Origin of the sequence: Burkholderia sp. MSh2 (assembly GCF_000731655.1) — a bacterium.
Taxonomy (GTDB): Bacteria; Pseudomonadota; Gammaproteobacteria; order Burkholderiales; family Burkholderiaceae; genus Burkholderia; species Burkholderia paludis.
Map to the genome: position 1 here is coordinate 42809 of NZ_JPGM01000058.1, position 21873 is coordinate 64681.

The following is a 21873-nucleotide window of genomic DNA, read 5'->3' on the forward strand; positions in this document are numbered from 1 at the left end:
TCGAGCGTTCGCAGACGCTACTGGCCTCATGCCTACCAACTTCCGGCGCCTTGCGAACATACTCCGTTAGCGTGACAACGCCGGCCGGACCATGTCTATCCCGAGGTAGCTCCGAGGCGAATCAGACGCTCCAGCCGCGCAACATGTCCGCCATGAGTTGCGCCACGCCTGACCAGTCCTGGTCCTCGCGCGCTTGCCTGAAGAGACGCATCACACCCGGGTACCACGGCGAATCTGACCGCTCGAGCAACCAACGCCAGTCGGTCCAGTCGCACGGGAGCATCAGCCAGCATGGCTTGCCGATCGCGCCCGCAACGTGTGCCGCGGCAGTATCGACAGAAATCAGCAGATCGAGTTGTGCAATGATTGCAGCCGTGTCGGCAAAGTCCCGAATCGACGAGCCGAGATCCACGACGGGCTGTCCAGCAGGCGGTGAAGCGGCTTCGTCTTCTCCCTGGCCTTTTTGCAGGCTGAAGTATGTCGCGCCAGGAACGCTCCACAAAGGTGCGAGCGGCGCGAGCGACGGTACTGAACGTGTCGCGTCATGCTGGTTATCGGCGAAGCCTTTCCACACAAGGCCAATCTTGAGCCCCGCGCTCGTCTCGATGCGCGCCCGCCAGTGCTCGATGCGCTCCGGCAACGCGTGCAGATACGGCAGCGCGGCCGGAATGGTGTCAAGCGTCGTGCCGAAGAGCAGCGGCAAGCTCAATGGATATACCCAGTAATCGTGCGGCTCCACGTGATCGCTACGCGTTTTGACGTCGTCGACGCCGTTGACGGTCGCAACGAGTGGCTTGAGTGCTTCGGGACAGAGTATCGTCAGTTTGCGCACACCGCGCGTTCGCAGCAGCGGTACATAGCGTACGAACTGAACACAGTCGCCGTAGCCCTGCTCGTACCAGACAACGAGCGTCTTCCCTTCGAGCGATTCGCCGCGCCATTGCTGCGTATCGGCCGGTGGCGGCAAGTCCTGCGGCTCGCGCTGCGGCGAATAGCGGGCTTCGGCTAGTGGCCAGCCTTCCGCAAGCCGGCCTTGACTGAGCAGCAAAGTACCGAGATTCCACTGTGCGTCCGCCCAATCGGGCGCGAGTGCCAACGCCTGGCGATAAGCCACTTCCGCCTCATCGTAACGTCCGGCGAGCCTGAACGTCGTGCCCAAATTGTGCACCGCGTCACGGTGATCGGGTTGGACGGCGAGCGCTCGCCGGAACATCGTTTCTGCCTCGGTCAGTTGCACGCTGCGTAGCAGCATCAGGCCGAAGTTGTACAGCGTATGGACATACGTGCCGTCGATCTCGAGTACGTCGCGGTACACACGCGCCGCTTCGTCGAACCGGCGCTGGTCCATCAGCAGCGTGGCGAGATTGTTGCGCGCGGTGAGCGACCGCGGATCGAGTTCGATTACACGGCGATATCGACCCTCGGCCTCTTCGACCTGTGCAAGCGCTGCCAGCGTCTCGGCAAGATTGAGGTGCGCGCTTGTGCAGCCTGGCCCGACTTCGACGGCGCGGCGACAAACGACCTCGGCTTCCAGCACGCGACCGCGCTTCAGCAGCAGATTGCCGAGGTTGGCAAGGTAGTTCGCGTCCTCGTGCAACGCGATCGCGCGGCGAAGCAACGCTTCCGCCTCGATCCAGGCTCCTCGCGTCGCGAGGATGACACCGAGAAGATGGAGTGCATCGACATGATGCGGATCGAGCTCGAGTGTTGCGCGGTAACCACGTTCAGCCTCATTGAGGCGGTTGGCCAGATGAGCATCTAATGCGGTCGCGAAAATCGGTTGTTCTGGAGGCATGATGCGGGAATCGTCGGAACCATCACGTGCACGATGGGCACTGGTCACGTTGTTGCAGGCAATTGCATAGGATAACGGAATAACAAATTGAAAGTCTCCATGCTACGAACACCGTTTTGCCGACGGTAGTCATCAACCGAGGCATTGTCAACTTGTTCGGCAGGTGGACGAGCCAGGGCGATTGGAGTGGGTAGTTGATCGGCTTACGCGGGCCTGTCGAACCTGTCAGCATTTTCGTGCTCAAGGCATATGATTCTTCCCAGAAGAAGATATGCCTCGCAAACCGAAGACCCCGCCGGCTGAACTACTGGTCATTCCCGCCGAACTTCTGGAGCAATTCGGCAGTGCCCCGACGCAGCGCTTTGTAAACGATGGTCAAGCAGTGTTCCGGTATTGGCGGAGCGCCCGTAAACTGCCTTCATGGCTCCTTGCACGTCAGCTCTGCCCGATGACATTGACACGCGAGGGCAATGGTGTCCGCTCGCGATGAGGTTGTGCGTAAACGCGACGCACAGGTCGCCGAACTGCAGGAACGGCTCTCGTCATGCGCCATTGAGATAGAGCACCTGAAGTTGAAGATTGCCAAGCTGCGCCGCATGCAGTTCGGCCGAAAGCCGGAGAAGCTTGATCGCCAGATCGGACAGATGGAACTGAAGCTTGAAGACCTGATGGCCAATGAGGGTGCCGCAGCGGGAGCGCTCACGTAGCTGCTTAACCCGCTGGTCGAGGCCATCCGGCATTACGCGCCTGGTGGCGGCAAGGTGCACGGCGATGATGCGCCGCTACCGGTGTTGGTGCCCGGAGATGGCCGCTCGAAGACAGGACGCCTCTGGGTTTACGTTCGCGATGATCGCAACAGCGCCTCGATCGAGGCGCCGGCGGTCTGGTTCGCGTATACGTCTGACCGGCGCGGCGAGCATCCTCAGCAACATCTGGCCGACTTCACCGGAGTGCTGCAGGCTGATGCCTTCGCCGGCTACGCTGAGCTGTATCGCGGCGAGCGCATCGTAGAAACCGCCTGCATGGCGCACGCGCGCCGAAAGACCCACGATCTGCACGCGGTGCACCCCAATGCGGTGACGGAGGAGGCGCTGCACCGCATCGGCGTGCTCGACAGGATCGAGGAGCAGATCCGCGGCAAGCCGCCGGACGAACGCCAGCGCGGGCGCCAGGCATAGGCGGTGTCGCTGCTCGACGACATGAAGCGCTGGTTCGAGCAAACGCTTGCCTTGCTATCCGCGAAATCGGATACAACGAAAGCGAACCGCTACGCGCTCAATCGTTGGCCGGCGCCCGTCTATTACTGCAAGGACGGCCGGGCGGAGATCGACGACCTGATTGCCGAGCGCGCCCTGCGCGGAGTCGCCATCGGAAGGCGAAATTATTTATTCGCCGGTACAGATTCAGGTGGCGAACGCGCAGCCGCGATGTATGGTGTGGTGTCATCGGCTCGGCTCGCCTGAACGGGATCGACCCCGAGGCCTACCTGCACTACGTCATCGAGCGTATTGCGGATCATCCGGTCAACCGCATCGACGAGCTGCTGCCGTGGAACGTCACTCCATACCTGCCCGCTACCGTGAAGATTGTTCCGATTCGATAGCTGCGTCGCGGCTCGCGTCAACGCGTTCTGCTGCGACATGCATCTGACACTTACTTACACCTGACACCATGAAAAAGAAATTGAACAATGTCCTGATCCCGACGCCGCATGGTCTGATGGTGGTCAACCGCAATGAGGCCGCGTTCTCCTTTGGCGTCGGTGTCGCGCTGCTGGAGGAAGGTGGATACGATCCGCGCGAAATCGGCTTCGTGCGCGATATTGTCAACCTGTTACCTCCTGGCTGCGTCGTACTCGATGTCGGCGCCAATATCGGCGTCCATACGCTGGAATTCGCGCGGGCCTGTGAAGCCAAGGGTGGCATCGTTCATGCCTTCGAACCGCAACGCATCCTGTTTCAGATGCTGGCGGGCAATGTCGCGCTGAACAGTTATCAGAACGTGCACTGTCATCTCGCCGCAGTCAGTTCGAAGCTGGGCCAGCTATCGATGCCTGCCATCGACTATTCCGTGCCATCCAGTTTCAGCGGCATCGAGCTCGGGCAAGGACGCCAGAACGAAAATATCGGACAGTTGCCGAAGTGGGACCAGAGTCAAGAAACAGTTCCGCTGATTACGCTGGACAGCCTTGACCTGCCCAGGGTCGATTTCATGAAGATCGACGTGGAGGGAATGGAAATTGACGTCTTGGAAGGCGCCCGGAATCTGATCACAAAATTCCGCCCACCGATCTATCTCGAATACGCAAAGAACGATTCTGAAAACCTTGCAAAATTGCTACGAGAATTGGGTTACACGATTTTCGTATTCAGTCGACTGGACTGGATCGCGGTTCCCCGGGAGAACTCAACTATTCAAATTACGGGCCTTGCGACATTTGACGTATGATCGGTAAGGGTTCATCCTGACATGTGATCCGCTTTAGGAATTCTGGACCGATCCGAGCGCGAGTTTTGCGGCAAACTTGACCCTGAACCAGGAGGTGGTTTGTCATGAAACGGAAACGCTTTTCGATCGTACTGAAGCAAGCCGAACTGGGCATGCCGGTGGCCGATGCGCCCGGCTCGAATGCCAGCGCGACGATGGTCCGCTTCCATTCCGTGGGATGTCGGCGAGTTTGCCGTTTCGGCGGGATCTCGACTGTCTGAGTCACTCTGTCCACAACTCCTATCGTGGACACGACCGGTCATTCGTGTCCTTCACAGGACATCATGTGTGTGATTCACGGACATCGTTTCACTTTTTTGAAAGCCGTTTCTTTGGCGCGTCGGAACCCGTGGCGCCCGTAGGGAACACGCGTTCCGACGCGCGCCGATGATGTTCGCCGAGGATTTTGTCGACCCGCCATTCGCGGTGCCGAATTCGCTCTTTCCGCTCGTCGTACGCACCTTCCACCGCTTCCGCGAGAGGTGTGATTTCACCCAGCTCCGCAATGCGGTCAACCGGAGTCTTTCCACCGAGTGAGCCGTGTGGCCGACGCCAGTTGTAGTCGAACTGCCACTCTTCGATTCGCAAGTCGATTGCCCGCTCTGTCGGGGCATGGTGGAACCAGAATTCGTTCAGGTCAGTAAGCTGCGAACGTTCAACTTTGCCATTGAGGTGCGGCGAGCGTGGTGGAATTGGCCGGAATTTAATGCACTCGTTCATCAGGCGCCGCTGCACGGATTCAGCGAAGAACTCACCGCCGCGATCGGTCTGGATACGTTGAATCGGAAACGGCATCTCCTCGATGACGCGATCAAGGAAAAACAGCGTATTTCGGGCATTTCTACGGGGGTAGACGGCCAGCACACGAAAGCGTGAACAGTCGTCGATGGCCGTGTACTGGTAGACGCCTCGTGCAATCTTCATCGTGTCCATCTGGACGCGGTCTCCGGGACTGGACGGCTGTAGCGCCTCGGTTGTGCCGGCCTCCTGGGGCGAACCAACGGCTTCACCGACGCTTCGCACAGGACCTTGTGAATGGTCGCAAGGGACAGTTCTCTTTGTTCGTTCAGACGCAATTCGTTCTGAATCCGCCGTGCCCCCTTGCGCTCGGCCCGCAGGTGAAGAATCGTTGCCCGATCAGCGTCAGAGACCTTTCGATTCGGGCTGGTCAGAGGGCGACGGCTTTGAGAGCGAAGACCTTCTTCTCCCGCCTCCTGGTAGCGGCGCAGCCACTTGCGAAGCGTCGGCCTGGAGATGCCACAACGCGTGCACACGAGACCGACGTTGCCGGTCTCGTGATACATGCGCACCCAACGTAATCGCATCGAGATTTCGCGCTCCATCGTCCCATATTAGTGAAACGATGTCCGTGAATCACACACCTTATCAGTAGTCAATTCGCTGCTCACCTCGTTTACCGAAGTTGACGATATGAGCTAACTGGAATCCCATTGGAAGCGCCTTATCTCGCACCAACTGAGACACCGCCCCTTCCAGGGCACCGGGGTCGGCCAAGTCCGCCGAGATGTGAATCCAGTACGGTACGTCTTCATGCGCTCCTTCGTCGGAGATGGCGACGACGAAAGTCATGCCATCAAGGGAGCCTTTTAGGTAATAGCCATCGACGTAGCTACCGCTCCCGCGCTCTTCTCTGTCAGTAACTCCCAGTGCATCAAAGAACGATTTCGCAAATGGCCGTAGACCCTCGCAGCTTGGGTGCATACCAAGCAAATTTACATATTGCATCTAATTCAACCTCCAGGAACGATTGGTTTCACAACAATTGACGGCTCTACAGGCAACGTGCCGGGAACGAATGCGCCTGGCGTCACATCGCGGCCAAGTATGTTCGTCCAGTTGGTAGACCAGTCTTGGAGTAATGGGTAGTCAGGCAATATCTTATTCGGATGAACGAAGCCAGGGATGTTCTTTGACGTGCTATAGCCGTCAGTAAGCTGGCCGCTTTCAATGAAAAAGTCGATATCGCTTTGTGGCCCGAATTGCGTGCCTTTGTTCAAGCTGTAGCCAATAACGGAGCTACCGCGAACACCAATGGTAGCGTCGGTAATGCCGCTCTGAGTGAGCGCATTTTGTAGGTCTTGTGCCGCAGCCGTGAATTGCGTCTCAGGGGTGAATCCAAGGGGGACGGTGCGTGTGGCACCGTTTATTGGCACCCCAGTGAGGCCAGCACTCCCTGTCGCAACACTCGCCGCGTCCACCCCTTCCAAGACCACCGTTGGCATCGGCTCCGTTATCGATGATAGCGCACCCAGGCGGAATGCCCAATTCTCGTATCCCGATTGCATAACAGGCGCCATTGCCTTCAAGCCCGCCATGCCCATCTGCGCCGCCAAGTCGCCCCCGACAGACGCCACCGGGAGGACTCCTCCGATCATTGCCGCCTCGGATAACGCAGCCGAACCGTAGTTGCTCGCAGTCACCTGCTGGGCGAACGTGCTTTGGAATCCACTCGTCGCACCGCCCAGTGCCGCGATAACATCCCGAACCTGATTGCCGTACTCTACGAATGGCGCGGCAACTACCCCACCCACCGCCTGAAGGGCGCTACCCAGACTATATTCGGCCACGTTGGCCGTGCTGTTCCCAAAAGTGTCAAATCCACCACGTACATCTGTCGAAATCGCTCCAGCCGAGAGAGGCAGCGTGGTGAATGTCGGTGAGACGTACGGCGGATTTCCGCTGGAAGCACCACTCGGTCGCGACAGAATGTTACTGATGAAATTGACGTCGTCGGCACTCCACTCGCCGCTCGAATCGCTCCAGTCGCTGCGGCCATAACCGAAGTCAATCGACGATTGTGTCGGATCTGTTGCAACTTGTCGCGCGGCTACCTGATTTGCCAATGCAATCTGATCAGTCATTCGCTGATCTGCCGAAAGTAGCCGCGCCCCACCGTTCATGAATTGCGACAACTGGCTGTCCGGCATGGCGCCGATGTCGACCATTGCCAATTGCGTACCAGCCTGCAAGCCGTGCACATTCCCATAGGTCGGATTGACTCCATTGGCCTGCATGATCAGTCCCGCTAGCCGCTCATCTCCATACCAGTCGCGTGCGATGCTTGCATAACTCTCTCCTGGCTTCACGGTGTAATTCGTTGCAGACAGAAAGCCGTAGCTGTTCTGCAGTCCGTTGCCGATCGTCGACGTCGCGCCAGCAACCATGCCGCCAACATTGCCGCTCAAACCATAGAACGCGCTCACACTAGCTGGCACATAGCTATCTGCGTTACCCAACGGCCCGAACATCACCGCGTCGCCCGGCGCTCCGACGTTCAGATTCGAGCCCACTGCGAACCCATAGTTATTCGCAGCGCTGGCGGGTGCCCTCCATGCGTCTGTCGTGCCGCCGTTAGGCCCGAACAGCGCTGCATCGCCAGAGTTGCCCACGTTAATCTGGTTTGCCACTTGCGCGGCCGCTGTCGCGGCGGCCCACGCCGGGTCCACTTGCGGGCCGGGCGCGTTCGCCGCCAGATTCTGCTGCGCCAGGTCCGCCCCCAGCGCATTGCCAAACGCATCCCCTGCGATCTGCGCTACATCGATGCGCCCACCGCTCATGACAGACGCCGCCACCCCGCCCGCTACGGTGGACAATCCCGCTCCCACCGCGTTTGCTGTCGCCGGTGCAAGCGACTTTGCGAAATCGCTAATGGCGAATTCTTGCCCGACCTTGTCCCCAACTCCGGCACTTATTGCCGCTGCTGCGACGCCTTGCCAGTTGAACGAGTGCTGCAACCCGGTTGCCACTCCGATTCCCTGAGTGACTGCGCTGCTCAAGGCAGCCCGCTCAGCGACCGCGGTTGCATTGGAACCTCCGACTCCCAGTACCGATGCTTCTTCGCCCACACCCGCAGTGACGCCTGCTCCGAGCGCTCCGAGCGCCACACCGTCCCAACTGAAACCGGAACTCGCTCCAATCGCATCGCCTACTGCCTGACTGGCCACCGATCCAACTGCACCACCAAACGCGGCAGCTCCAGCCCCCTCCAGCGCCGCCGCGCCACTCAAACCAAGCGAACCACTCAGCGTATCCAGACCAATCGCAAACGTGCTCTCGCCCGCCGCCACCGCACCGTTCGCGAGACCCAATGCGACTGATGCCGCGCCGGCCGTATAGATCGTCGCCACCACCGCGACCACCGCCATGATGATCTCGCCGATTGGCCCGCACCCGCCCCCACTGTCCGCATTCCCCGCCGGCACCGGCAGCTCCGGCGAAGTCGACCCGACAATCCGGTTCGCGTCATACGGCGCATATGTCTGCGCGTTGTTGTGCACGTCCCCGACCCGCGTCGGGATATTCAGCACTTGCCCGACCTTCAGGTCTTCGTTCCCCTTCAACCCGTTCGCATCGGCGATCAGGTACCACAGACTGCTGTCCCCGTAGGCCGCCAGCGCGATGCTCTGCAGCGTGTCGCCCGCCTGCACCGGATACTGCCCCGTTGTCGCGGCAGGATAGCTGTTCGTCACCGGCGTGTACGCCAGATCGAAATTCCCCACCGCATCGTAGTTCGGCGAGCCATCGGCCTGCGTCGGGTTCGCACTGTCGATCGTCTGACCGTAGATCCCGACCACCTGGCCGTTCACCACCAGTTCGTGCAGTTCCCCCTGCTGGTTCTTGTCCAGCACGTGCCCCTGCGCGTCGTTCACCAGCGTGCGACTGTTGCTGCTCGTCGCCGAATCGACCACCGAAATCAATCGACCGTTCGCGTCGTAGCTTTCCGTCGTCGTCCCGCTCGTCTGGTTGCCCGAGCTTTCGTTCGTGCTGACCGAACTCTGCAGCGTCTCGACATAACCGTCGTAGCGACCGAGCGTGATCGTCGTGTTCGTAACGATCGTGTCCCCATTCACGCCTTGTGTGGTCTGGTACGCCTCGAGGTTCCCCGCCGCGTCGTACTCGGTGTACTTCGTCGTCGTGCTGGAACTCGGATCCGCCTCGTTCGTCACCGCTTGCGACAGCACACGGCCGTCTGCGTCGTACTGGCTCACGGTCGTCGTCGCGCCGGACAGATTCAGGTTGCCGTCCGTCAGCGCTTTCACGTACCCGGCAGGCAGGCTCCCTGCGGGACCCGACTGCACCACCCGGCTTGCTCCGTCATACAAGCGCGTATCGAGCACGATCGCCTGAGCCTGCCCCAGCGCTTGCGTCGTATAAACCGGCGAGTAGATCGGCTGCCCCGACTCGTCGACACCCGTCTGCTGCACCCCCGTCTGGACCTGCCCGTAGGCGCCCGTTGCCACCGTCGACAGCCGGTTCATCTTGTCGTACGAATACCAGGTCGTTTGGATGCCCGTTTGCGACTGATAGCCGACGAGTTGCGGCGCACCGAGCGCCGTACCCGACTCGTCATAGTTCTGCACGTACTCCGGCGTAACCTGCGTCCCCCACGATCGATCCTCGATCCGGTTACCGTTGTGGTCGTACGCCAGGATATGACCCTGCCCCGGCGTGACGTTCGCGAGATTGTTCGCGTTGTTGTCGACCGCTCCGTCGACGAGAATCTGCCGGTTCATGCTGTCGTACGCAAAGAACAGATCCTGAGCATGACCGATCGTGTTGTACTCGACGTGACTGCCGATCGCGACCTGGTGATAGACCGGCTCCTCCGTATAGACGGGCTCCGTCGTATAGACCGGCACCGTCGTATAGACCGGCACCGTGCCGTACACAGGCACTGTCGTGTACACCGGCACCGTCGTATAAATCGGCGCGCCGGATTCATCGGTGCCGGTCTGGACCTGTTGCGTCCCGGTCTGCACCTGCTGCGTGCCGGTCTGAACCGTTTGCGTGCCGGTCTGAACCTGCTGTGTACCGGTCTGCACCTGCTGCGTTCCGGTCTGCACCTGCTGGTAGATCGGATTGCCCGACTCGTCGACGCTCTGCACGTTCGTATAGTCGATGACCGTATGCGCCTGCAGCGTGTTGTACGTGACATGCTCGTGCATCTTGTTGCCGACCTTGTCGTAGTCGGTCTGGGTTGTCACGCCATCCATCGCATTGACGATGCTCAGACGCCCCAGCGTGTCGTAGCCGAGCGTCTGGTTCTGGTACGTCACACCGGCTTGTACGGTCTGCTCCAGCACGTGCTGGCCCGCCGCGTTGTAGCTGTAGTAGGTTTGCTGATTCAGCGCGGCATCGTTGATCTGAACGAGCTGTCCCGCGGCGTCATAGCTGTATGACAGATTCTGGCCGCGCGTATTGGTCTGCGACATGAGTTGGCGCGCGTTGTCATAGGCAAACGTATAGCTCGCCCCGCCGATGTCGGTGTGGCCGGTCAGCTCGCCGAAATAGTCATAGCTCCACGTCGAGACCGCACCATTCGCGTCCTGCGATCCGATCTGCTTGCCTTGCGCGTTGTACGCCGCATAACTGGTGTAACCGTCGGCATCCGTCGTCGCGATCGCGTTGCCGAGCAGATCGTACGTGTAGCGCGTAACCGCACCGGTTCCGTCGGTCTGCGTGAGCTTCCGGCCAGCCGCGTCGTAGGTCGAATAGGTGGTCAGGTTCTGGACCCCGCCGGAAACGCCCTGTCCATTGCTGACGTAGACGCCGACCCCCTCGTTCGTGATGCTGAGGTTGCGGCCCATGTTGTCGTAACCATAGTCGGTTACGTTGCCGTCCGCGTCGATCAGCTTGACCTGTTCGCCGAATGCGTCGTATTCGTGTGTCACGACGCCGCCATCCGCATGCAATTCGCTTTGCAGATTGCCTTCCGCGTCCCATACCTGGCCGTTGACATTGCCATCCGCGTCGCGAATCGCCACCTGTCGGCCCAATGCGTCGTAGTAAATCTGCGTGACGGGGCTGTCGGCGCTTTCCTGACCGTTCTCGTCGGGCTGGACGCGCTGGACAACCTGATTGTTCCAGTTGTAGCTGTAGTACGTGACCCATGCGCTGTCGCGCGGATCGCTCTGGCTCAGGACGTTGTTCCAGCGATCGTAAGTCTGGTACACGACGGGCCGGTAAGCAACCGCATCGGTGCTGTCCTGCCTCATCGGGAGGATCTCCGCGACCGTTCGGCCAAGCAGGTCGACCTGCATGTCGGTACGGCGCAGTCCGTTCGATCCCGTCTGATCAACCGCCTGAGCGGATGCAGACTGACTCAGATCGACACCGGCTCCCGAACCACCCTCGCTGCCGGCACTGGTGATGTCGGCAGTCTTGAAGCCTTGCAGGTCGTACAGCGCGACGTGCACTGTGCCGTCGCCGCTGTTGGTCCGCCACAGTCGCCCCGCGTTGTCGTAGTCGAAATACTCCTGGTATTGCGGCGATCCGCCCGTTGCATAGCTACCGCGCTGGACCATGTCGCCGAATGCGTCGTAGACCATTGAAGTGGTCAGCGAACCCGCCTGCGCCTGACTCTCGGTCGTGATACCGCCGCCGGATACGATGCTGTCCGAATTCGGCGTAATGATCGCCGTTTGCTGCCCAAGCGCATCGTACTGGTAGACGGTATAGATCGTGTGCACGACACCGTCGAGCCCTTGCACGGACTGCCAGTCCTTTGCCAACTGGCCAGCCGCGTTGTACGACATGAAGTGGCTGTTGCCATCGGCATCGGTCGTTTCGATCGCGTTGCCATGACTGTCGTACTCGGTCAACGTGACGCGATCGGCGGAACTCGCGCCGGCAATCCCGTAACCCGACTGATTGGCCCATGCCGCGCCGTTCACATATTGCGTCTTGGCGACAATGTTGCCGTACGCGTCGAGCGCATACGTCGTCAACGGAGTCAGCGCCTGTCCATTCGCCGTATCCGATACAGTCGGCTGCGCAGTAGCGATCACCCGGCCCAATGCGTCATAGTAGGAATAGGTGCTGTTGCCGAGTGCATCGGTCGTGCGCGTGAGATTGCCGACCGCGTCGTAGCCATAGGTGGTCGTCAGATTGCCAACGACGCTGCTGCCGTCCGGCGCGGTGCTGTACGTTGCGCCGACCAGCGTCTGGCTGACCTTGCGATTGGCCTGATCGTAACCGTAGGTGGTTTCCCGATCCTGCCCGCTGTTCGCCGGTGTCGCGTATCCCGACGCCGACCAGCCGCTCGACGCGTTCGCATATTGGGTCTGCGCGACAACATTGCCGGCCGCATCGAACTGCTGGGTCGTGACGTAGCCGAGCGCGTCGACACTGGCGACCTGTTGCCCGCGCAAATCGTAGTAGTAAGTCGTCGTCGCCCAGGTATTGCTCGATGCGTCGGCAAGGGCCGACGTTTGCACGACATTGCCGAACGCGTTGTAGGCCGTCTTCGTCACCTCGCTCGCCATGCTGCTCTGCCCGGCGCCGTTGTCGACCCACGCCTCCGGCTGCGTCACCTGCACCGCGCGACCGAGCTGGTCGTATTCGGTCGTGATGGTCCGGTCATCGGCACTCGCGAGGCTGTCGGCCAGCCCGGCCATGTCGGCATCGGTCGGTGGTGTACTGCCCCAGTTCGCCGTGGAAACACTGTTCGCGTATCGTGTCAGTCCGATCTGATCGCCGAACACATCCCGCTGATACGCGGTGACGTGGCCCAGCGCGTCGATGTCATAGCGAAGCTGCCCGGTACGGTCGTACACCTTGTAGGTGTAGTTCCCCGACACATCGCGATCGGCCACTGCATTGCCAAGCGTGTCGTAAAACACCTGGCTGTACAGCGTCTGGGTCGTATCGGTGCGGGTTGCCGCCGCGCCTTCGCCATTGACGTTGAGCGCATCGGCGCTTGCGTCGTAAACACCGACGGGCGGATAGAGGGTCTCGACCTGCCGACCGAGCGCGTCATACACGTATTGCGTCGTACGCGCGCCGGACGTGCCGGCGGCTTCGGTCCTGGATGTGAGGTTGCCGAGCGCGTCGTAGCTCATCACCGTCACGATGTTCGTACTCGATGCGCCGCTCTGCACGAGGTTGCCGTTGCCATCCTGCGCAACCGTGGTAACGTCGACCGCCGGCGAAGTTTCGCTGATGACTCGCCCGGCCGCGTCGTAGTCGTAGGTCCACGCGGCTCCGTTCTGATTGATATAGGTCAGCTTGTCGCCAACGCCGTTGTAGACGTATTGCTGGGTATGTCCGAGCGCATCGGTCGACGTGACCAGATTGCCGGCAGCATCGAATACGGACGACGTGGTTTCGTCGTCGGCCGGCGCTGGAACGATCGCAGCTGCGACAGCGGCGGGATTGCCTTGTGCATTGACCGCGACGGCATTTGCATAGAGCGTGGAGCCCACGGCACGCCCGACGCCGTCATAGCGCGTCTGCGTGACATAACCGAGCGCGTCGATCTGGTAGACCTGACGTCCGGCTCCGTCATACGCAAATTGCGTTGTGCGATCCTGACCGGGCGTCGCTTTCACCATCTGCGCAAAAGCAGCAGCGTTCGGTGTCGTGGTCTGGAACCCGTGCACCCCGTCCGACTCACCGTTGAACGATTCGTCGACGGCGGCGGCTTGAGCGTACTGGGTCGTCGACGTCAGTTGACTCGCGCCGTCGTATGCATACTGGGTGATCGCGCCGGACGCATCCTGGCTGTAGACGAGACGTCCCGCAGCGTCATAGGCGTCGGTCTGGACACGGTCGAGCTGGGGCGCAACCGTCATGTTGTCGTAGATGCTCTGCGCGTCCAGCGGCACGTAGCTCTGCAGCGGCCATGCCAACTCGACCGTTCGGATGCGGTTGCCATTCGCATCGTATTGATACGACGTCACGGCTCGCATGTCCGATACGCCGGCGATTACGTCGTCAGCATGATCGGTAACCTGGAGTTGGTAGATGACGCGCCCGGCGGCGTCGTATACCCAGTCGGTTTCCTCGTCTTGATCACTGGCAGCGACTGTGGACGGATCGGCGCCTGCAGCCAGCGCGGTCGCATACGCGATCTTGCTCGTCACATTGCCGTCGCTGTCGTAGGTGTAGTGAGTTACGGCACCGACACCGTTGACGCTCCACGTTACGCGATTCGCCGCATCGTAGACATCTCGTACGCTTTCGTCGTGTGCGGGATCGGCGATATTCGCGACGGCGGCGCTCAACGCGGACGCAGTCGCGGGCGTTCCCACAGGCACCGGCGCGGCATACGCAGTTTTCTCGAGCACATTGCCGTTGCCGTCGTAGGTCTGCTGCGTGACGGCGCCTGTCCCGTCGATCGTGAAGATCGCCCGGTTCAGCGCGTCGTAGACCGTCCTCACATCCACATCGTGGGCGGGGTCCGCCGCGACCTGCGGGACACCGCTCGTGTAGCCGGCAACGCGGTTCGCATATTGAATCCGCTCGATTACGTTGCCGTCGCTGTCATAGACATAGTGTGCGACATCGCCGGCACCATCGACCGTATAGGTCAGATTGCCGTCCCCGTCATAGACATTGCGCTGAACGACATCACGCCCCGGCTGGGACTGCACCAGCGACGCAATATCGGCTGAACTCGGCGCGGCACCCAACTGACCGGCATCTATCGGTGACGCATAAGCCGTCGTCTGCGCGATACGCCCATCAGCGTCATATTGGGTGAGACTGACATCTCCCGCACCGTTCACCGTATAGACAACGCGGTTATCCGCATCGTAGGTGTAGCGCGTCACGTTGCCGTCACCGTCCGTGCTGCTGACCATGTTGCCGTTCGCGTCGTACGCGTACCGGGTCGTCAAGTCGAGCCCGGACGGATCGACCTGCGTCATCACCCTGCGGCCAAGGTCGTCGTAGGTGTACTGCGTGACGGTGCCACCGGGGTTCGTCATCGTGACGACATTGCCCGTCTGGTCGTAGCTGTAGCTGGTGGTCAACGCAAGACCGCCCGGGTCGACAGTTTGCGTCAGCAGTTCACCCTTCAGATCGTAGGTATTCTGCGTGACGTTGCCGTTCGGATCCGTCACACTGATCTGCTCGCCTTTTGCGTCATACGCATATTGCGTGGTCAACGCGAGTCCGTTCGGATCGAGCGTACGCGACAGCAAACGATTCGCCGCGTCATACGTATAGGTAGTGGCGACACCGTTCGCATCGGTGCTGCTGATCAACCGGTCGCCCGCGTCGTACTGGTTCGTCGTGGTCGTCAGCGGGGTCGCCGTCGACAGCAGATTTCCGTCGGCATCGTACGTATAGGCGGTCGTATTGCCGTTGCCGTCGGTGACGCTCAAGGTCTGGCCTTCACGATTGTGCGTGACCGTGACCGCGACGCCGTCCGGCGTCGTCGTCGTGACGGTGCGCGCGGCTGTATCGTAGGTGTATGTCGTGGTATTGCCGAGTGCATCCGTCTGTGTCAGCACCCGGCCGAATGCGTCGTAAGTGCTCGAACGCGTCGAGCCGGCCGCATCGGTCGTCGCGATCACGCGTCCCAGCGCGTCGTAGCTGGTATGCGTCACGTTTCCGTTCGCATCGGTCGACGCGATTACCCGCCCGAACGCGTCATATTGCACGCTCGTGGCCGCCGCAACGCCGCCCGTATCAGCGACCGTGCCCGTTTGGAGACCGCGACGATCGTAGCTCGCCGTGGAAGTTACCGAGCGACCGGCGGAAATGGTTTCCGTCGTCTGTACCGCATCGCCGAAAGCGTCGTAGCCCGTTGTCGTGACGCCGCCCGTCGGGTCGGTCATCTGAATCAGTTCACCATCGTCGTCATACGCGTATTGCGTGACGCTGTTGTCTTGCGCGTCCGCGGCGCGCGCGTTTTGCAGCGCCGTCACCGCGCCCTGATTCGACGCCGCGCTCAACAGGCCTCCCTGCAACCCGGACAGTGCAGTGCCGCTCAGTGCGGTCGCATATTGGGTCTTCGATACGAGATGACCCAGCGCGTCGTAAGTGTCCTCGGTCACGTCCCCGGCCGCATTGACCGTGAAACGCAGGCGGCCGGCATCGTCGTAGAAATACGTCGTGCGATTGCCATTTGCATCGGTCGCACTCAGGCGGCGGCCAGCCGCATCGTACGTATAGGTCACCGCGTACTGATTCCAGATCGCGTCGATCTGCGCCTGGGTCTGGTTGCCCGTGATCAATGCCGCGCCGTCGCCGGACAATTCCGCGATCACGCGACCTTGCACGTCGTAGCGGGTCATGACCGTACGCTGATCGGACGTGCCGAGCGCGGTCGTCGCCTCGATCACGTTGCCCATGCTGTCGTACGTGTAGCTCGTTACCGTGCCGTCGGCAGCGGTACTCGACTGCAGCTCGTTCGCAGTATTCCACGTCTGGGTCACAACCTGATCGGCCGGCGACGACGACGGGCGGACCGCTGCCAGCGTCAGTGTCTCGCCCGGCACGATCTGCACCGGGGTCGCGTAACGGATGGTCTGCGCAACGTTGCCGTTCGCGTCATAGACCGTCTCCGTCAGGTAACCGTCGCCATCGATCTGACCGACTGTCTGAGCACGTGCGTTGTAAATGCTGTACGTGTGGATGTCGTTCGTACTCGCGGGCGGCAGCAGTGCACCCAGGTTGCCGCTCGCGCGCGCCGCATTCACGTCGGCCGCGAACGAAGCCGCATCGCCGAAATCCGGCACGGCGGTCGCGTACTGGATCGTCTGGATTTCGCGGCCTGCACTGTCGTAGCAGTACTGCGTGAGATAACCATCCGCGTCGATGGTTGCAAAAAGCTGCCCGTTCGGGTTGTAGATGTCGGTGGTCGTGCGATCCAGCGAAGCATCGGGTGTCGTCTGCACGACGACCTGCGGGGTCGCTCCCACGCTCTGGGAAAACGACAGCGTGCTCTGGGTATTGGTTGCATCCCCCGAGTACGCAGCCGTGAACGTCCAGGTGCCCGTAGGCAGTGCGGCCCCGGTAAGCGTGGCCACTCCGTTGACCACCTGCGCCGTACCCAGCAGCGTCGTGCCGTTGAAGAAGTTCACCAGCCCCGTCGGGTTCGCGCCCGCCACCTGCACCGACAACGCGCCATCCGGCGCCACCGTCGCCGCGCTCAGGTTCGTCAGCGTGCTGGCCGCCGGCGCGACCCTCACGCCAAGGCTGCTCGTACTGCCAGCGTTGCTGTCGTCCCCCGAATACACCACGTTCAGGTTGTACGCGCCCACCGCGAGGCCGCCCACGCTCACGTTCGCCACGCCTGCCGTGACCGATGCGGTACCCAGCAATTGCGTGCCGTCGTAGACACTCACCGTGCCCGTCGGCGGATTACCCTGGCCGTCAACCGTGATCTGGACCGTCGATGCCGAGCCGTAGGACTCGTTGAGCGCCGACGGACTAAACGACAGCCCGGTTGGCGGCGGCTGCGATACCACCTGTTGCGAGAGTGTGGTCGAGGTAGCGGCTGTGAAATTCGCATCGCCCGAGTAGCTCGCCGTGAGACTGTCCCTGCCGAGCGCCAGACCATCCGTCGTCAGCGTCGCCACGCCATTGACCACGTTCGCCGTGCCGATCGCCGTGCCATTGCTGTAGAACGTCATCGTGCCGGTTGCCGCCGGCCCGCTGTACGGGGGGCCGGCGTAGCTGTACCCGAGGCCCGAACTGACCGTCGCCGTGAGCGTCAGCGGCATCCCCACCGTCGCCTGCGAGGACGACGTACTCAACACCACCCGCCCCGTCGCCTGCCCGACCGTCACCTGCGTCGTTCCCGTTCCCGCCGGCGCTTCCGAATCCCCCGAGTACACCACCGTCAGGTCATGCGTGCCCAGCGACAGCGGCGAAAGGAATTGCCCCTCCTCGTCCGGGTTCATGAAGCTGCCTACCAGCGTCTGCCCGTCGAACACGCTGAAGGTGCCCGTCACGGAATCGCTGGAGACATACGTATTGAGCTGAACAGGATAGCCGATCGATTGACCACCCGGAGGCACCTCCGTCCAGAGGTAAACGCCTCCGCTCTCCAGCGTCGGAGGCTGCGGCGCCCCGGAGGCCGCCGCGACCTGCACGGTCGGCCCCGTGCTCACCACGCTGCCCAGGTTGTTCGTGTCGCCCGCATACGCAGCCGTCAACGCATCCGCACCCGCCGGCAGGCAGTCCGTCACCAGCGTCGCCACGCCGTCAACCACGGTAGCCGTGCCCAGCAGCGTCATACCGCTGAAGAACGTCACCAGCCCGCTGGGCGCCGCCCCCGCCACGTTCGCCGTCAGCGTCACCGCGTCGCCCTGCGTCACGCTCGTGGCCGACGCCGTCAGCGTCGTCGAGGTCGGCGATTGCGTAACCGTCTGGCTCAGGCTCGATACGCTCGTCGCATTCTGCGTATCGCCACTGTAGACCGCGGTCACCGAATCCGTGCCAACCGGCAACTGACTGACCGTCAGGCTCGACTGACCATTCACGAGTGCCGCGGTGCCCAGCAGGGTGGCGCCGTTGTAGAAGCTAACCGTACCGCCAGGCACCTCGGCCTGATTGGTATTGGCCTGCACGGACGCTGTCAATGTCAGGCCCGTGCCGTAACTGACGGTGGGCTCGGACGCGCTCAGCGTGGTCGTCGTTCGCACCACCTGGGTCGAGGCCACGATCCGCTGCGAGAGTGTGGTCGAAGTACCCGTCGTGAAATTCGTATCGCCCGAGTAGCTCGCCGTGAGACTGTCCGTGCCCAGCGCCAAGTCGCCCGTCGTCAGCGTCGCCACGCCATTGACCACGTTCGCCGTGCCGATCGCCGTGCCGTTGCTGTAGAACGTCATCGTGCCGGTTGCCGCCGGCCCGCTGTACGGGGGACCGGCGTAGCTGTACCCGAGGCCCGAACTGACCGTCGCCGTGAGCGTCAGCGGCGTCCCCACTGTCGCCTGCGAGGATGACGTGCTCAACACCACCCGCCCCGTCGCCTGCCCGACCGTCACCTGCGTCGTCGCCGTTGCCGCCGGCGCTTCCGAATCCCCCGAGTACACCACCGTCAGGTCATGCGTGCCCAGCGACATCGGCGAAAGGTCTTGCCCCTCCTCGTCCGGGTTCATGAAACTGCCTACCAGCGTCTGCCCGTCGAACACGCTGAACGTGCCCGTCGCAGAATCGCTGGAGACATACGTATTGAGCTGAACAGGATAGCCGATCGACTGACCACCCGGAGGCACCTCCGTCCAGAGGTAAACGCCTCCGCTCTCCAGCGTCGGAGGCTGCGGCGCCCCGGACGCCGCCGCGACCTGCACGGTCGGCCCCGTGCCCGCCACGCTGCCCACGTTGTTCGTGTCGCCCGCATACGCAGCCGTCAACGCATCCGCACCCGCCGGCAGGCAGTCCGTCACCAGCGTCGCCACGCCGTCAACCACGGTAGCCGTGCCCAGCAGCGTCATACCGCTGAAGAACGTCACCAGCCCGCTGGGCGCCGCCCCCGCCACGTTCGCCGTCAGCGTCACCGCGTCGCCCTGCGTCACGCTCGTGGCCGACGCCGTCAGCGTCGTCGAGGTCGGCGATTGCGTGGCGGGTTGACTCGAAAAGCCCGTAATGGCACTGCTGCTCGTCGCGCTATTGGTATCGCCGCTGTAGACCGCGCTCAGGGGCGCCGCCGACAGCGTGCCGCCATACGCAAGGCTCGCCGCGCCATTGACCAGCGTGGCCGTGCCCAGCGCCGTGCTGCCGTTATAGAACGTCACCGTCCCGCCCGGCATCGCGGGCGAGCCCGCCGGCGCACTCACCGAAGCCTGAAGGTTCAGTGTGCTGCCCGTGCCGGACACCTGCAGCATGGTCGTCGTCGGCTGTACATCGACCGACACCTGCTGCTCGGTGTTCGATCCCACATGCGTCGCATCGCCTGCGTAGACGGCCTCGATGTTCGTAGCCCCAACGGGCAGGTCCGTCACTGTCAGCAGTGCCAGGCCATTGACGAGCGTGGCCGTGCCCAGCACCGTCGTCCCGTTGTAGAACGTCACCTGGCCGCTCGCCACCGGCAGGCCCTGCACCTGGTCCGTCACCGCCGCCGACAGGGTGACCGGTTCGCCCAAGATCGGGAGCCCGGACTGGTCCCCCCCCGGCATCTGCCAGTTCACGGTAACGTTCGTCGCCGCGCCGGTAACGGTCGCCTGCGCGACCGCCGACACCCCGCTCGGATGCGATGCATCGCCCGAATACACCACACTGATGTTGTTCACGCCCACCGGCAGCGCGCTCGTCGTGAAGCTGGCCGTGCCGTTCGTCATCACGGCGCTGCCCAGGACCGTGCTGCCGTTGAAGAACGTCACTTCCCCGCCGTTGCCGCCGCTCACGTTCGCCTGCAGCGTCACCGGCTCGCCCAGCGCCGACGAACCGCTCGTCGTGACTGTCAGCCACGGCGCGACCACAGGCTCTGCCGAAACGGCAACCGTCTGTGAGAACTGCACTACGCTCTGGGTATTGCTCGTATCTCCCGAGTACGCAGCGGTACACGTCCAGGTGCCGGTGGGCAGCGCTGCCCCGGTAAGCGTGGCCACTCCGTTGACCACCTGCGCCGTACCCAGCAGCGTCGTGCCATTGAAGAAGTTCACCAGCCCCGTCGGGTTCGCGCCCGCCACCTGCACCGACAGTGCGCCATCCGGCGCCACCGTCGCCGCGCTCAGGTTCGACAGCGTGCTGGCCGCCGGCGCGACTGTCACTTCGAGATTATTGGTGCTGCCGGCATTGCTGGCATCGCCCGAGTACACCACGTTCAGGTAATGCGTGCCCGCTGCGAGGTTGCCCACGCTCACGTTCGCCACGCCTGCCGTGACCGATGCGGTACTCAGCAATTGCGCGCCGTCGTAGACACTCACCGTGCCCGTCGGCGGATTACCCTGGCCATCAACCGTGATCTGGACCGTCGATGCCGAGCCGTAGGACTCGTTGAGCGCCGACGGACTGAACGACAGCCAGGTCGCCGGGGGCTGCGCCCCCACCTGTTGCGAGAGTGTGGTCGAGGTAGCGGCCGTGAAGTTCGTATCGCCCGAGTAGCTCGCCGTGAGACTGTCCGTGCCGAGCGCCAGACCATCCGTCGTCAGCGTCGCCACGCCATTGACCACGTTTGCCGTGCCGATCGCCGTGCCGTTGCTGTAGAACGTCACCGTGCCCGTCGCCGACGGTCCGCTGAATGGGACGCCGTACCAGGACTCGTCATGCTGGCTTGCGCCCACCGTCGCCGTAAGCGTCAGCGGCACCCCCACCGTCGCCTGCGAAGTCGACGTGCTCAACGCCACCGTCCCCGCCGCCTGCCCGACCGTCACCTGCGTCGTCCCCGTTCCCGCCGGCGTCTCCGAATCCCCCGAGTACACCACCGTCAGGTCATGCGTGCCCAGCGACATCGGCGAAAGGTACTGCTGCTCCTCGTCCGGGTTCGTGAAACTGGCCACCAGCGTCTGCCCGTCGAACACGCTGAACGTGCCCGTCGTAGAATCGCTGAACACATAAGGCGTGAGCGCAACCGGGAAGCCGATCTGCTGGCCATCCGGTAAAGGCACGCGCATCGAGAAACGAACTGTTCCGTCCGTCAGTGCAGGAGGCTGCGGCGCCCCGGACGCCGCCGCTACCTGCACGGTCGGCCCCGTGTCCGCCACGCTGCCCAGGTTGTTCGTGTCGCCCGCATACGCAGCCGTCAACGCATCCGCACCCGCCGGCAGGCAGTCCGTCACCAGCGTCGCCACGCCGTCGACCACGGTAGCCGTGCCCAGCAGCGTCATACCGCTGAAGAACGTCACCAGCCCGCTGGGCGCCCCCCCCGCCACGTTCGCCGTCAGCGTCACCGCCGT

5 protein-coding genes and 2 pseudogenes are annotated in these 21873 nt (G+C 62.4%); 3 read left to right on the top strand and 4 right to left on the bottom strand.

What is annotated here, in order from left to right; genetic code table 11:
- Nucleotides 1-121: 121 nt before the first annotated feature.
- Nucleotides 122-1795: a tetratricopeptide repeat protein gene (locus tag GQ57_RS29570; RefSeq protein WP_081896795.1), complete on the bottom strand. Its 1674-nt coding sequence runs from the start codon at nt 1793-1795 to the stop codon at nt 122-124.
- Between the two features lie 420 nt (nt 1796-2215).
- Between GQ57_RS29570 and tnpC the strand changes: the two are divergent.
- The 3 genes and pseudogenes from tnpC (at nt 2216) to GQ57_RS43155 (ending at nt 4503) form a co-directional block, all read left to right on the top strand.
- Nucleotides 2216-3398 (top strand): annotated as a pseudogene (gene tnpC, locus GQ57_RS29575) (IS66 family transposase).
- 68 nt (nt 3399-3466) lie between these two features.
- Nucleotides 3467-4243, top strand: coding sequence for an FkbM family methyltransferase (locus GQ57_RS29580; RefSeq protein WP_034199737.1), 777 nt, complete (start codon nt 3467-3469; stop codon nt 4241-4243).
- Between the two features lie 104 nt (nt 4244-4347).
- Nucleotides 4348-4503, top strand: coding sequence for a hypothetical protein (locus GQ57_RS43155; RefSeq protein WP_160257565.1), 156 nt, complete (start codon nt 4348-4350; stop codon nt 4501-4503).
- Between the two features lie 88 nt (nt 4504-4591).
- On the opposite strand, the pseudogene GQ57_RS40425 reads toward GQ57_RS43155, so the two are convergent.
- The 3 genes and pseudogenes from GQ57_RS40425 to GQ57_RS42250 form a co-directional block, all read right to left on the bottom strand.
- A pseudogene (locus tag GQ57_RS40425) lies at nt 4592-5607 on the bottom strand (IS481-like element ISBcen24 family transposase).
- Between the two features lie 61 nt (nt 5608-5668).
- Nucleotides 5669-6028 (bottom strand): hypothetical protein, encoded by a 360-nt coding sequence (locus GQ57_RS42245; RefSeq protein ID WP_152603380.1) that lies wholly within the window; start codon nt 6026-6028, stop codon nt 5669-5671.
- Nucleotides 6029-6033: 5 nt separating this feature from the next.
- Nucleotides 6034-21867, bottom strand: coding sequence for an Ig-like domain repeat protein (locus GQ57_RS42250; protein ID WP_034199739.1), 15834 nt, complete (start codon nt 21865-21867; stop codon nt 6034-6036).
- Between the last annotated feature and the right edge of the window lie 6 nt (nt 21868-21873).

Excerpts from the sequence above, each read along its gene's own strand:
- GQ57_RS29570 (WP_081896795.1), bottom strand. The coding sequence starts at position 1,795 with ATGCCTCCAGAACAACCGATTTTCGCGACCGCATTAGATGCTCATCTG.
- GQ57_RS29580 (WP_034199737.1), top strand. The coding sequence starts at position 3,467 with ATGAAAAAGAAATTGAACAATGTCCTGATCCCGACGCCGCATGGTCTG.
- GQ57_RS43155 (WP_160257565.1), top strand. The coding sequence starts at position 4,348 with ATGAAACGGAAACGCTTTTCGATCGTACTGAAGCAAGCCGAACTGGGC.
- GQ57_RS42245 (WP_152603380.1), bottom strand. The coding sequence starts at position 6,028 with ATGCAATATGTAAATTTGCTTGGTATGCACCCAAGCTGCGAGGGTCTA.